Source organism: Rivularia sp. PCC 7116, from assembly GCF_000316665.1.
Lineage (GTDB): Bacteria > Cyanobacteriota > Cyanobacteriia > Cyanobacteriales > Nostocaceae > Rivularia.
In genome coordinates this window covers 3191694-3206325 of record NC_019678.1, presented here as the reverse complement: position 1 = coordinate 3206325, position 14632 = coordinate 3191694, and the positions used below count along the sequence as shown (strand labels likewise).

General features: G+C 38.4%; 12 protein-coding genes. 3 read left to right on the top strand and 9 right to left on the bottom strand.

What is annotated here, in order from left to right:
* Positions 1-109: 109 nt before the first annotated feature.
* From RIV7116_RS12515 to purS, 3 genes are all read right to left on the bottom strand, one after another.
* Positions 110-4756: a WD40 repeat domain-containing protein gene (locus tag RIV7116_RS12515; RefSeq protein WP_015118666.1), complete on the bottom strand. Its 4647-nt coding sequence runs from the start codon at positions 4754-4756 to the stop codon at positions 110-112.
* Between the two features lie 198 nt (positions 4757-4954).
* Positions 4955-5629 (bottom strand): phosphoribosylformylglycinamidine synthase subunit PurQ, encoded by a 675-nt coding sequence (purQ, locus tag RIV7116_RS12510; protein WP_015118665.1) that lies wholly within the window; start codon positions 5627-5629, stop codon positions 4955-4957.
* A 176-nt stretch (positions 5630-5805) separates the two neighbouring features.
* A complete protein-coding gene (gene purS / locus RIV7116_RS12505) occupies positions 5806-6084 on the bottom strand; it encodes a phosphoribosylformylglycinamidine synthase subunit PurS (RefSeq protein ID WP_015118664.1) in 279 nt (92 codons plus the stop codon).
* Positions 6085-6232: 148 nt separating this feature from the next.
* On the opposite strand from purS, the gene RIV7116_RS12500 reads away from it, so the two are divergent.
* On the top strand, positions 6233-6622 hold the full coding sequence (locus RIV7116_RS12500) for a Fur family transcriptional regulator (protein WP_015118663.1): 390 nt from the start codon (positions 6233-6235) through the stop codon (positions 6620-6622).
* A gap of 123 nt (positions 6623-6745) precedes the next feature.
* Here the strand turns inward: RIV7116_RS12500 and RIV7116_RS12495 are convergent, their stop codons facing one another.
* Complete coding sequence (locus RIV7116_RS12495; RefSeq protein WP_015118662.1) at positions 6746-7717, bottom strand: SPFH domain-containing protein; 972 nt, start codon at positions 7715-7717, stop codon at positions 6746-6748.
* Between the two features lie 113 nt (positions 7718-7830).
* On the bottom strand, positions 7831-8265 hold the full coding sequence (locus RIV7116_RS12490) for an NfeD family protein (protein WP_015118661.1): 435 nt from the start codon (positions 8263-8265) through the stop codon (positions 7831-7833).
* A 354-nt stretch (positions 8266-8619) separates the two neighbouring features.
* Here RIV7116_RS12490 and RIV7116_RS12485 point away from each other — a divergent pair, with 354 nt between their 5' ends.
* Both RIV7116_RS12485 and RIV7116_RS12480 read left to right on the top strand, forming a co-directional pair.
* Positions 8620-10551 (top strand): protein phosphatase 2C domain-containing protein, encoded by a 1932-nt coding sequence (locus RIV7116_RS12485; protein ID WP_015118660.1) that lies wholly within the window; start codon positions 8620-8622, stop codon positions 10549-10551.
* Between the two features lie 261 nt (positions 10552-10812).
* The gene (locus RIV7116_RS12480) at positions 10813-11088 is read left to right on the top strand and encodes a ferredoxin-thioredoxin reductase variable chain (RefSeq protein ID WP_044290904.1); all 276 of its coding nucleotides are present in this window, start codon (positions 10813-10815) and stop codon (positions 11086-11088) included.
* Between the two features lie 7 nt (positions 11089-11095).
* Here the strand turns inward: RIV7116_RS12480 and RIV7116_RS12475 are convergent, their stop codons facing one another.
* The 4 genes from RIV7116_RS12475 to RIV7116_RS12460 all read right to left on the bottom strand — a co-directional run bounded on the left by RIV7116_RS12475 (position 11096) and on the right by RIV7116_RS12460 (position 14568).
* The gene (locus RIV7116_RS12475) at positions 11096-11320 is read right to left on the bottom strand and encodes a hypothetical protein (protein ID WP_015118658.1); all 225 of its coding nucleotides are present in this window, start codon (positions 11318-11320) and stop codon (positions 11096-11098) included.
* A 103-nt stretch (positions 11321-11423) separates the two neighbouring features.
* On the bottom strand, positions 11424-12215 hold the full coding sequence (locus RIV7116_RS12470) for a YdcF family protein (protein ID WP_015118657.1): 792 nt from the start codon (positions 12213-12215) through the stop codon (positions 11424-11426).
* 285 nt (positions 12216-12500) lie between these two features.
* Entirely contained in the window at positions 12501-13016 is a 516-nt protein-coding gene (locus RIV7116_RS12465; RefSeq protein WP_015118656.1) for a hypothetical protein, read from the bottom strand.
* A 7-nt stretch (positions 13017-13023) separates the two neighbouring features.
* Complete coding sequence (locus RIV7116_RS12460) at positions 13024-14568, bottom strand: AAA family ATPase (RefSeq protein WP_015118655.1); 1545 nt, start codon at positions 14566-14568, stop codon at positions 13024-13026.
* Positions 14569-14632: the final 64 nt, after the last annotated feature.

The window sequence follows — 14632 nt, the reverse complement described above, 5'->3', positions numbered from 1 at the left end:
ATAAAATCCAAAAACCCTATCGGTTAAAAATATTTAACCTGGATTCGTATTTGATTTAAAACCAATTATGTAGAGACATTGCAATTACTTATTACTCATTACTCATTACTCAATCCCCAACCCCATCACAAATACCTTTCTCACTCTCACTAACATCAGGATTATTTGTCAAATAATCGCGCACCCAATTACAACCGTGAACTAAGTAATTATCACTTAAAATACGTTCTAAATTCCACACAATTACGGTTTTATCTTCACTAGCCGAAACAATTTTCTTACCGTCAGGGCTAAAAGCTACTCCCATAACATAACCTTTATGACTATCGAGAGTACGCAACAAAGTGCCATCTAGTTGCCAAATTTTGATAGTATTATCTTCAGAAGCAGAAGCAATTTTCTTACCGTCAGGGCTAAAGGCTACTGCCCAAACTTCATCTTCATGACCCTTGAAAGTTTGAACCAAAGTACCATCCGTTTTCCATAATTTTACGGTTCTATCTTCAGAAACTGAGGCGATTGTTTTTCCATCAGGGCTAAAAGCTACTGCCCTAACATATCCATTATGACCTTTTAAAGTATGCAGCAAGGTACCATCTAGTTTCCAAAGTTTGATGGTGCTATCAAAAGAAGCCGAAGCAATTATCTTACCATCAGGGCTAAAAGCTACTGCCCAAACTCGATCGCTATGTCCTGTAATGGTTTTTAACAGGATAGGTTTGTTTGTATCCTCAATTTTCCAGATTTTGAGTGTTTTGTCCCAACTTCCAGAGACAATTTTCTTACCGTCGGGACTAAAAGCTATGCCCCAAACCTCAGATTTATGACCTTTAAGAGTATGCAACAAAGTGCCATCCGTCCGCCAAATTTTAATAATATTATCGGCTGAACTAGAAGCAATTCTATGACCAATATTCCCTTGAGACGCTTTGCTAATGGGGCTAAAAGCCATTCCAGTAACTAAATCGCTATGACCCGTAAGATTTTTTAATAAGGTTCCATCTGGTTCCCAGAGTTTAATGTTCTTACCACTAGCAGAAGCAATCATCATACCATCCGGGCTGTAAGCGACTCTCCTTACTTCATTATCACTAGTGAATATGATTTGCAAATAATGGTCTAATTTAAAAAGTTGGATATCTTTGCTCATAGAAGTCGCAGCGATTGTTCTGCCAATACCCTGGGGGGATGCATCGCTAAGAGGACTAAAGCTAACGGTCGTAAATCTTTCTTTATGATTTTTGATAGTTTGAATTAAAGTGCCACCCTTGACACTCCAGAGTTTGATAGTCTTATCAAAAGACGCTGAGGCGAGGATCTTACCGTCAGAGCTAAAACTGATAGAGGAAACAATATCGTCATGAAGTTCAAAACTCTTTAACAAACTCCCATTCTTGGTACTCCAGAGCTTGACGGTGCCATCCGAAGAAGCCGAGGCAATTATTGTACCGTCAGGACTAAATAGTACTTCATTCACATTAGCAGTATGTCCTTTTAAGGTATTAATGATGGTACCGTCTGTGTTCCAGAGTTTGACTGTTTTGTCAATAGAAGCCGAGGCAATTATTGTACCGTCAGGACTAAAAGCTACTCCGTTCACCTTATTTTTATGTCCTTTTAGAGTCCGAAGTAATGTACCGTCTTTAATCCAAAGTTTGACTGTTTTGTCAGTAGAAGCAGAGGCAATTATCTTACCGTTAGGACTAAAAGCTACTCCGTTCACCCCACTAGTATGCCCTTTTAGAATCTGAAGCAGTTTACCACTTGTATCCCAGAGTTTAACTGTTGTATCGGTAGAAGCGGAGGCAATTATCTCACTATTAGGACTAAAAGCTACATTATTAATACTAGAATTATGTGCTTTAAAAGTCTGAAGCAATTTACCATTTTTATCCCAGAGTTTGACTGTTCCGTTAAAAGAAGCCGAAGCAATTTTATTTCCATCAGGGCTAAAAGTCACTCTCCAAACATTAGTTTGATGTCCTGACAAGCGGTTGTATTCAACTGCACTGTTTACTGCTTTTCTTAGTGTTGAATCAACCATCTTCTGGATATTTGCATCTGCCCAAACTACCTTTTTAAGTTTTTGCCTTGCCTTAATTGCTTCTGTAAGCGCATCTAAACTTTGATTTGAGTTAATTAATCCTTGAGAATGAGCGCTAACAGCTTTGATTTCATTGATTAAAGAATTCTGCCATTGAAATCGAGCAAACCCAGCTAAAAACAAGGCTAAAATCAAACCGAAACTCAGTCCTATAATGGTTAATCGTCGTCTGCGATTTTGATTTTCGATTTCGCGATCGCAAAGTAATTGGGAACGTTGAATAAAATCTTTTTCTTTAACACTAAGTTCTTCGGAGCGTTTTTGCTGCCAATCTTTGGCTATTGCTAAAGGTACACCCCGCAACAAAGCACCTTTATCTTCACCGCTTTTCTCCCATTGATATATTGCAGCTCTAAGCTGTTCTTGCCAGCGTCGAAATTCACTATCAATCTGTATCCAGTGTTCTAAACGTCCCCAACTTCTAATCAAAGCTTCATGAACAATTTCTACGGTTTCTTGGGAAGTGGAATCATTACGATTTGTGACTAACAAACGAGCAGATGCTAAATGAGTCACCAAATCCCAATTATTCACCTCAGAGCGAGTTGCTAATCTGCGAGTAGCTTGAGTACCTTCTGACAAATGCACTAACTGAATAAATATCCGTCTCGCTCTTTCTCTATCTTCTTGGGAAAGTCGAGCATATATTTGTTCTCCATATTCAGCCAAAGCACCTTCGACGCAACCAATTTCAGTATAAGCTTCGTGTATGAGTTGACCGTTGTGATGTCTTTGCCATAACTGAGTTAAAGCAAATTCTAGCAGCGGTAAATTTCCTAATTCACCCCATACATCATCGATTAATCTATTTGGTAACCCATACTCAAGCTTGACTTTCATTTTTGTTGCAGGTTTTTCAATTGCTGAGTGCAATTCTGCTTGATTCATCGGGGCGAGATTAAGCACGGCTCCCTGCAAAGCGTCGCTAAATGGACGGTAAGATAAAGCATGACCGTAAAAATCGGCTCTGAAGGTAATAACTAAGGTAAAAGCTGGAGCTAAACTAACCGCAGCTAATAATACATCTAAAAAAAGCTGGATTTCTGACTCGGGACAAAGGGTGTAGAGTTCTTCAAACTGATCCGCTATTAATAATAAACGATTATTAGGATTTTGCTTTGCAAATTCTTCAACGATTTTTTGCAATGCTTGACTTTCGTATTCTAGTCGGGCAGTTAGTTCTTGCTGGAGCAAATGACGGTCATGTTCCGGCGTAGTTGTATTATGTTGTAAAAAATCAATTGATAAACACAAAGGTAATAAAGCAATTGCTAATGCTTCAAAGGGTTTGTTACCCGGACGAAAAGAAATAGTCAACCAATCGGTACTATCATCTTGTCGCAACCGAGGAATCAAACCAGCAAATACCACACTGGACTTACCGGTTCCGCTCGCACCAACTACAGCGACAAATGTTTTGCTTTTTACAGCTTTTAATAAATCGTAACTAAACTGCTCTCGTCCAAAAAACAGGTCTGCATCTTCTTCTCTGAAAGCAAATAATCCCCGATAAGGACAAGGTGGTATCCCCCCCAAAGTTATCCAATTAGGTGGTTCTATAGCTGGGTTTTGGAAAATCAAAGGTAAACACGAAGCACCGGGGAACTTATGTTCAATTCCTTGTAACTGCCTGCGTGCTTTCTGCAATGATATGTATAAAGAATTTTTCTCTTCGGCAAAAAATTCTAAGAAAAACTTAAAAAAAAGTTGTGCGACCAGATTTGGTACTGGCTCCCGCATCAAAATTATGGTGGGAATATTTAACTTTTCCAGCACCGAAGCTAGTCCCAAACCGTCGCAGGAATTAAATATTGCTAATTTCAAACCATTTTCAATTGCTGCTTTGAGAGCTTCTTCTAACTGTTCGAGGGTTAAACTGTTATTTGTTTTATTTTCATTAATATAAATTCTTCCTTTTTCCTTCTCAGTTAAGCTATGACCTGCAAAAAACAGCAAATCCCAACCAAGTGAGTCCCAAAGATATCTGTTTAATTCTTGACGTGATGGTTGAACAAGAAACTTGACTTCTGAATCTTGTAAGTTTTGCAGAAACGTTTTTTCTGCTTCTAAATCAATACCAATACTGTTACCAATAACAGCCAAGATTCTGACTTGATTTTTAATCAATCTCGACTGGGAAAAGACATTAGTTCTTCTATACTCCGGTCTAAAAAGAGCTATTTCGGCTTTAGGATAATCATAGAGAAAATCCCACCAACACCAAGGTATGCGTCGCAGCCATAAATCGCTAGTTTGAATAACTACCTGGATTTCTTCTGAAGGACTTAATGCAGAACGTAATTTATATTCAATATTCAAAAACTCTTCAGATTTGAGCCAGTTATTAATACTCAATCGTAAATGCTTGGATAAATCTTCAAAGCTAACATCGGAGATATTAGTTACATCATTTTCATCGATTTCTATTTGATCATCTTCAAAAGATAGCGAACGTAAATTTAGGCAATCGTAAAAACTCTGATACATAAATTGCCAACGTTTATACATTTCCACCAAATGTGGTGCTGGTGGCAAAGAGCCGACAAATTGTTCTGGAAGAGGATGACCTTGAACCCATAATTGAGCCGTCACTTGTTCGCATCCTCTGTGTAAATCACCATTTCCCAGGTTAATTACAACTGACTTGCTCATTAAAAATATGTTTACGATCTAAGGAATCTATAAAAATATGAGATTAATTTACTAATATTGCCCTATCAAATTAGAAATAATAAATTAATATTACTGATACCATAAACTTATATAACTATTACCATGAATGAAATTAACATCTGATTTCATCGTAATATAAAGACGCTGCAATGCAACGTCTAACTATCCGATCTAAACTTAAACCGTAGTTAAAATCTTTTCCAACAACCCTTCAAACAACTTCAACCCATCAGTATTTCCTAACATTTGATCGGAAGCTCTCTCCGGATGCGGCATCATTCCCAACACATTACCGTCACGATTGCAAATACCCGCAATATCTTTTAACGAACCGTTAGGATTTTCACCCTCGTAGCGGAATACAACTTGATTATTATCTTCTAATTCTTTTAAAGTCTTATCATCAGCGTAAAACTTCCCTTCACCATGAGCCACGGGTAAAATTATTTGTTCGCAGCTTTGATAACCTTGCGTCCAAGGTAAATCGTTTCGCTCAACCTTTAAAGGAATTCTGTCGCAGATAAAATGCAAATCTCGATTTCTAATTAAAGCGCCAGGTAGCAGTCCCGACTCAGTTAATACCTGAAAACCATTACAGATACCCAAGACAAATTTACCCTGCCGTGCATGTTCGATAACAGAAGACATTACCGGGGAAAAGCGAGCAATAGCACCGCAACGTAGATAATCCCCATAGCTAAAACCACCGGGAAGAATCACCACATCAATATCGGAAAGATCGGTATCTTGATGCCAAACCATACGAGTTGGCTGCTCAAGAATATCTCGCGTCACGTAAGCAACATCGCGATCGCAATTAGAACCGGGGAAAACAACAACGCCGAATTTCATTATCAGGTTAAAGGTTAAAGGTCAAAGGTTAAAGGTATAGAGGGAGAGGGGGAAGAGGGGGAAGAGGGGGAAGAGAGGGGAGGGGGAGAGGAAGAAATCCAATTACCAATGTCCCATGCCCTATGCCCAATACCCAATTTCTGACTGCTCACTGTTCACTGTTCGCTGTTCACTGTTCAAACTGCCCCAATAACAGATTCCACTTCAGTTAACTCGAAGCGATAGTTTTCAATCACGGGATTTGCTAACATTTGGTCGCATATTTTGTCTAAGTCTTGACGGGCTGAATTCTCGGAATCAGCGGTAATCGTCAATTCGATATATTTTCCAATTCTTACTTGTTCGACATTGTTGTATTCCATCTGCTTCAACCCGGATTGTACTGCTACACCAGCAGGATCTAAAACAGAAGGACGAAGAGTTACAAAAATTTTAGCTTTGTACTTAATTGGCACTTAATCTCACCCAATGCTGCTCTGGGTATACTATATCTTTCTGAGGTGACTAAAGGGAAATGATATTCTCCTTCTCATTCAAGTAAATTAAAAGTAGACGTAGTAATAGAATTTCCAGCGTTGCTGTTATTTTAAATAGTTATATTTTATGAAACCCATACGCACCCGCAGCCAAGAGCGGATTTTAAACTTGCTCAAATCCATCAAACAAGGCATTTCCGCCCAAAATCTATACATAGAACTGCGTAATAGCAATCAAAGTATGGGTTTAGCAACAGTTTATCGTTCGTTGGAAGCTTTAAAACTCGAAGGATTAGTTCAGGTAAGAACTTTAACTAATGGTGAAGCGCTGTATAACTTAGTGCAGCAAGACAAACATCATTTAACTTGCTTGCAGTGCGGTAGGTCAATTCCTATCGAACAATGTCCGGTTCATCAACTAGAAACCGAACTAGAAACCAACCAAAATTTTAAAATCTTCTACCACACCTTAGAATTTTTCGGTTTGTGCGATAAATGTCAGGCGGAAGCTTGTTAAATGTTAGTGGTTAGTGGTTAGGAGTTAGTGGTTAGGGGTTAGGAGTTAGGAGTTAGGAGTTAATAATTATCTTCTTGTCCCCTTGTCTCCTTTCCCCCTCTTCCCCCTCTCCCAATTTACCCACTACCCATTACCATTCACCCCATCAACCTGGGCTTCAGAGACGATAGAACGTATACCTTCTAAAGTTCCGGGAATTGTCCGGGGGTCCATAAACATGACTTTGGCGCTTTCGCTTTGTCCGATTGATGCTCCCATCTCTAAGTAACCCAAAGCTAACAATACTTCTAATGCTTGCTGGGCTTTAGGATTATCTTTCATTTTTTGAGCGAGAATGTCTGATGATTGAGCAATCGCATGAGCTTTGAGTATTTGCTGCTCGCGTTCTGCTTGCGCTTTAAGTACGGTAGCTTCTTTTTGTGCTTCTGCCTGTAAAATTACGGCTTTTTGGTTGGCTTCTGCTTCCAAAACTTGCGCTTCTGCTCTACCCCTGGAACTATTTACCGCTGATTCTCTTTCACCTTCTGATGTCAAAATTGCTGCCCGTTTTTTTCTTTCTGCGGACATTTGTAATTCCATTGAGTCTTGTACTGCTTTGGAAGGAATAATATCGCGCAATTCTACACGGGTGACTTTTACACCCCAAGGATCTGTGGCAATGTCCAAATCCCGTAATAAAGTTTCATTAACTTCGGTACGAGCAGTAAAAGTTTGGTCGAGTTCTAATTGTCCCATTTCCGAACGAATTTGAGTCAATACCAAATTCACCATTGCTGCTTGGAGATTTTCTACTTTGTAGTAAGCTTTCTCCATATCAACAATGCGCCAATAAACTACAGCGTCAACTTCAATGGCTACGTTATCGCGGGTAATACATTTTTGGGGAGGAATATCAATAACTTTCTCTCGATTAGTTTCGCGGAAAACAACTCTATCAAAGAAAGGAATCATAAAGTTAAGTCCGGGTTCTAACTTATTGTTGTAGCTCCCCAATCTTTCGACTAATGCTTCGTTTCCTTGATTAATAATTTTCACGGAGCCAGCTAAAGCAGAACCACCTAAAGCTAATGATATTAGTAAAAATAATTGTTCCATTGTCTTTTTATTTTCTCCTAGTTTTTCTTGAATATTTTTCAAACATGAAAATTAAACAACAACCTCAAACATGAAAATCAAACACCAACATCAAATACTTGAATTAACGAGAACTAAGAATGCAAGATATTTTCGGGCATGACAATCAAAGTTGTACCTTCGCGTCTAACTACGTAAACTCTTTGATAGGGAGCGATAAAAGCGTGTTCGTCGTCACACCGCGCTCGCCAAGAATTGCCTTCGTATAAAACTCGTCCCGTTCTACCAGCTGGTATTTCCGTAATCGTTTCCGCCGAAACTGCATCCCGAATTTTTGATTTGCGTCGTGGTGGTGAAATATATTTACGGGTAAGCAATATTAATGATGCCGAAAGTAGCAACCAGCTAAATGCTTGCAGCCATAAAGGTATTCCCAATGTTAAAGACAATAGCGCGACTATAAAGGCGCTAATGCCCATCATAAAAGCGACAAAAGCAGTGGGAATAAACAATTCCGACAAACAGAAACACGCTCCCGCTATCAGCCAAATTAAAGTCGTAAAGGGCATATAACATCCTAAAATCTACATTCAGGATAAATTGATTCGCAGTGACTAGTACAAAGAAGGCTCAACTATCAAGTATGAAAGGTAATTATTTATAACTGCAAGCTTTCTAATTACTTCAAAAGTCAAGATTTAATTAAGCTTCGCGGTACTAAATTTAAATACACTTGCGTGGATAAAATTTTCTGAAAGCTAAAAAATTTAAAGTTGCTCTTTTTACGGTAAATTTTGATTACTTCTAATAAAAAACTTTTAGTAAAAAGTATACTCACTTAGTCTAGTCGAAGCTAAAATTTTTTGGCTGCTAAATGTCACTTAAATTTACGTGTTAATTTTAATTGATGGAATTTATACCTGATGATTTCTACTCAAAGGATAGTTTATTGTACGAATCCCCACTGTACCGATCCTATTAATACTGTAGGCAATCGCCTTTGCGCCAATTGTTTTACACCTTTGGTTTACAGATATGTTTGGGCAGTAGATTCTAAAAAATATAATTTGGAGCCAGGAGAAAAGATTGCTTCTCGCTATGAAGTCATTTCACCTCAAATTTGGCTGGATACTCAACCCATAGTTGTACCTGAAACACAAGAAAAATTACCGATAGATGTTCTGCCCTATTTACGTTTACATCAATATCAGTTGCATGTTCCTCATGTCTACGGTTTTACACGCTTGCCTCAAGACAGTGAAGATCAAATCCTATTGCTAGAAAATGCACCTATTAACGAGAAAGGCAGCCTGCATCCGGCAATTACCGATATATGGGAACATGCAACTGCTGTCAGACAAGTTTACTGGTTGTGGCAAATTCTAGAATTATGGAAACCTTTATCTGACTTGGGGGTTGCGGGTAGTTTATTAGTTCCAGAAAATTTGCGCGTACAGGGCTGGTGCGTGCGTTTAGTCGAACTTATCGAAAATCCCACCGTACTCTCATCTTTACAGTTGTTAGGAGAATGTTGGCAACCAATTGTGGCTATTTCTCACACAAAAGTTAACAGCCCATTAAAAAAACTTGTCAAGCAGATGTGTAGCGGTGTGGTTGATTTTGAAGCTATTGAAGCCAAACTTAACCAAATATTGCTATCAGCAGCAGCAGAATTACCTTTAACTTTGAAAGTATTTGGAATTACAGATAAAGGAGAACAATTAACCAGAAACGAAGATAATTGTTTTCCGGCAATTCAAGATGCTAAAGAAGACTCTTTATTACCCAAAGTATCTCTTGTATGTGATGGTATCGGCGGACATGAAGGTGGTGAAGTTGCTTCCGCATTAGCCGTACAGTCAGCGAAGTTGCAAATTAAGGCTTTACTTGCTGAAGTCGCACAGCAATCGGAAATCGTATCCCCAGATTTATTAAAACAGCAAATTGAAGCCAGCTTGCGAGTGGTAAACAATTTAATCTGTAACGCTAATAACCAGCAAAGACGTGAAAAAAGAGAGCGGATGGCTACAACGCTGGTAATGTCGGTACAGATACCGCAAAGTGTAACTACTACGGCTAATTGGCGTTCGGAAAATGCCTGCGAACTTTATTTAGCAAGCGTTGGAGATAGTCGGGCTTATTGGATTACTCGCAACTATTGTCAGTTACTCACGGTTGATGATGATGTTGCCAAGCGAGAAGTACTTCACGGACGTAGCCTGTATCGTAAGGCATTACAACGTCCCGATGCTACTGCCCTAACTCAAGCTTTGGGTACCAAAGAAGGTGAATTTCTTCACCCCCAAGTCAGACGATTTATTTTAGAAGAAGATGGAATATTGCTATTGTGTTCCGACGGTTTAAGCGATAACAATTTAGTCGAACATTACTGGCGCGATTATGCTTTACCGGTATTAACGGGTGAAGTTTCCCCCCAAGAAGCTGCTGATTCCTGGATTAAATTAGCCAATCAAAAAAACGGACATGACAATATTTCGATAGTAATTACTCATTGTCGCGTTATTCCAGATTATTTAGCAATAGTAAGTCCTAAAGCATCTGATATAGAAGTATTGCCAGAAGAAGAACAAAAAGAACAAGAATTAGCAGAAAGTTCCCAAGCGCTATTAGACTTAAGACTTTCCGATGATGAACCCGTTGCAGTCAATGATTCGGCACCCGTAGAGAAAAAGCGATCGCGCAATCCATTAGTATTACTATTCATAGTATTACTGCTATTAATCGCAGGTACAGCATTAGGATTGCTTGCATGGTGGCTAATTCAGCCTAAATCATTTAATACAACCTGTAAGCAACTTCCCGAGCAAGTGCAGGGAGTTTGTCCTCCTTATTGAAGAGACAGGGAGTGGCGAGAAGACGAAAGGTTCTTCACTACTTACTAACTGCTACTCCCAACTATTAACCTTTCACCTTTGTACTAGTTGACCAAAGTAAACTTTTGGAGTGAAGATATAGAGATGGAAACTCTTGCTTTCATGTGAGAAGAGTTTTGTATTGGGCTTCTATACCGCATTTATAAAGCTAAAACTAAAGCTAAAACAAAATTTAAGGTGGCAAGCAGTCTATATTTTGATAAAAAACAAATTCATTGAGGGATAGCCGTGACGACAGTTGTGGAAAACCAAAAATTAGATGCAAATAGTGATATGAATGTTGGCGATCGCGTGCGTGTAGTTGAATCTGTAGTAATTTATCATCACCCCGAACATCGCGGTGAGGCTTTTGATATCAAAGGCTTAGAAGGGGAAGTATTTAATATTGCTACCGAATGGCAAGGAAGACCGGTTAGTGCAAACCTACCCATTCAAGTGCAGTTTACTAAAAAGTTTAAAGCTCACTTACGTACTACAGAGCTAGAAAAAATCTCATAACCCAAATTTAGCTTCTGCGGCGAAACCAATGAAATATGTTCAGTTCGCCGCGCATTTTTTTCAGTTCTTCACGATTACTTTTAGCCGTATCATAATACCATTGACAATAACGACTAAATTCCGAGCGCACTTCAACTTCTCGGTAGAATTTATGTGTAGTTTCATTAACAGCAATAGTTTCTTCTATTTGATATGAACCAGATGGAACTATTCTTTGTAATTCTTGAGACATATTTATAAAACTTAATTGTTAGCCTAATTGTTAGATAACTGCTTGCTGCTAAGTGGTTACTATTAACCCACTGGTAACTGTTAACTGTTCACTGTTAACTTAATCAAACCCAACCTCGCAAACGATATATAACCATACCAATATATTCTTTCAAAGCAATAGTAAAATTATCGAGATTTTTGCTGTCTGGCAAAATATTTAAAATTGCTCCTTTAGGAGTGCTAGCTAATTCTTTAATTTCACCTTCAGCAATTAAAAAATCGGTAGGCGCGGGAATAGCCTCAATCTCTTGATGTTTGAAAATTGCTAAGGAACGCGGCATGTGCATCGCTGATGTTACTAATATTACCCGGTCTATATTACGCTCTAAAAGAATCTTTTTAACATTTACAGCGTTTTGATAAGTATTAAGTGAATCGGGATCTTGTAAAATATCTTGCTGTTTAACCCCCATAAATACAAGTAATTTGGCAATATCTTCTGATTCTGGTGTACCACCACCCCGCCAATCTATACGACCACCACTAACAATAATTAAAGGCGCTTTTTCTTGCCGGTAAAGTTGAGCCGCATAAAGAACGCGATCCCCAGCTTCGCTTAAGTCTACATTTGTTCGCGGTTCGTAAGCAGATTTAGTCGCACCACCCAAAACTACAATTGCTTCTGCTGGGGGAATTTCTGCCAATGGAATATTTTGCCATTCTAGAGAACGTACTAGAAACCGGGAAACCCAAGCATTAGAGCTAAAAAGCAATACAAATAATGCTAATGCAATAAAAAACGCTGCCGTGCGCGGTCGTTTCCAAATCAATAGAAACGCTAAAAAACTACAAATACAAGCAAACCCAAGGGGATAGAAAAATAAGGGTAATAGTTTAGAAAGATATAAGAACATGAATCTGTAAGTTATGAGTAGTTAGTTAGAAGTTATAAGTTAGGATTTAGAAGTTAAAAATCAAGAAATAATAATTATGAGTTGCTTGCTGCTATTTGAAGCAAAAAAGCTTCAAAATTGGTTTGTCACAAAGTCAATTTTGAATTTATAACCTAGCTTTTACAAACAAACAGTTTTTGACAAGCAGAGCAAGATACAAGTTTTGAATGAATAACTGCTCGCAATACTGCTTTTACTTCTTAATGATTAACTTCTAACCCTTAACTGTTAACAACCAACTTGCGGTTACTTTTCCCAAAACTTAATATTGATTCCACGATTTCGACGGTAACGGCGGGTAGGTCTTCTAGATCGCTGCGAATTAATTCTCTGAGAAGGAGAAACTAACTCGTCTTCAGTATCTGTATCTCGCTGAATCTGACTTGATACTTTAGTAACAGTTGGTTCCTTGCTTCCCCACCAAGCAAAAATAAAGCCTCCGCTTAAACCAGCTAATCCGCCAAGCAAAATACTTATGGGTGCTTCGTAGCCTAAAAGTAAAAAGCTGAGTAAGAAAAATAACCAGTATTTAAGCCCAGCATCTACACCATCGGAAGATGCTACAGTTTCGGGATGGGGACCGCTTCTGGTGGATGTTGTAAATAAACCTAATCCTAACCCACCTAATACTCCTAGGAAGACACTCAGTTCCACTCTTCCAGAAGAGAGGAAAAATATAAATGCCAAAAACGTTCCAAATATTAGTTGAGAGATAAAGATTTGAGAGACAGGTAAAATATTACCAAAACTTTTTTTTGCCATAATTCGGCTATTGGCTAATTACTTGCTTTAATTGTGCATCTCGCGATTGAGTTGTATCTAAAATTTTAAGATATAACTTTTCAAAGTCGGTAAATGGTTCCGCTGCTTCCATTTGTGATGGTAGCAAATCGGCAGTAGAATCTGCTACATCACCCTTACGCTTGAGAATACGTTCTTGCAACACCGACATTGGTGCAGTACAGTAAACAATTTTCCAGGGTATTTGGTTTTGATTTGCTTTTTCAATTACCTTACCTCTTAATTGTTGCTTATCGTATTTTGCATCCAAAATGACTGCAAAACCCAAACGAGCTAACATAATTCCTAATTCCATAAGCTTGGAATAAGTTTTTTGAGTCATTTGTGCTGTATATAATTCATCACCTCCCTTTTGCAATAAGGGAATTCCTGCTAAATGCTTCCGAACTGCATCCGAACGCAAATGAACGGCTGCAATTTTTTGAGCTAAGTACCGGGCTGTAGTACTTTTACCAGAACCTGATAAACCAGACATTAAAATTAATTGTCCTTGAGTTGGTTTGGTATATTCCCAAGCTTGCTTGTAGTAACTAGCAGCAGTTGAACTTGCTTGCTGTTTTGCACAGGGGGGTACATCTGGATCGTCAAGTAAAAATGAAGTTACTTTTGCTCTCACATAAGCTTGTCGGCTGGTGTATAAAGGCAATAATTGCACGCCTTTATAGTCTCCTGTTTGTTCTATATAATTATTTAAAAAAATATTGCTTAAATCTTTGCGGTTTCGCGCTTCTAAATCCATAATTACGAATGCTACATCATAAATAACATCGACATAACGAAATGCCTCGTTAAATTCAATACAGTCGAATAGCATGATTTGCGAATGCCACAAACAAATATTTCTCAAGTGCAAATCACCGTGACATTCTCGTATGGATTTGTTGACAATCCGACTTTCAAACAACTCCGCGCGTTCGCGAAAAAACTTGTCTGTATAATATTTTGTTTCATCAAGCTGTTGCTGAGTTTGAGCTACACCAATATATTTTTTTGTTTGCTCGTAATTTTCATCAAATGCGGCTCGCACTTGAGATACTTCTCCAAAAGAACTGATATAGTCGCTGGTTGCAGCGCCTTGATGATACTGGGCTACTACTTTTCCCAATTCTGCTACATGTTGTTCTTCAAGTTTCCCAGACTCAAACATTTCACTAAACAGCGTTTCTTGAGGAAACTGGCGCATTTTTAATGCATACTCTACAGTTTCGCCCGTTTCTCCAAACTGATACTTATTATCCGAAAAGGTAATCGCAACAACTTCTAAATAAATTTCGCCTGCTGCTTTTTGATTTAATCTTAATTCTTCTTCACAAAAATACTTGCGCCCCTCTAACGTAGAATAATCCAAGAAATCTAAATTTACCGGCTTCTTCAGTTTATAAGCGTAATCACCTGTTAATAGTACATAAGAACAGTGAGTTTGAATCAACTGTATTGGCTCAGAGACTGCATGGGGATAAAGCCCTGGATGCATCATCTGTTCAATTACTGCCTGAATAGAAACCCTACTCATTTTTAATTTGGCTTATAAGCCTACAACTTTAACTTATTTATATATACAAAAAAACCAGGAGTTC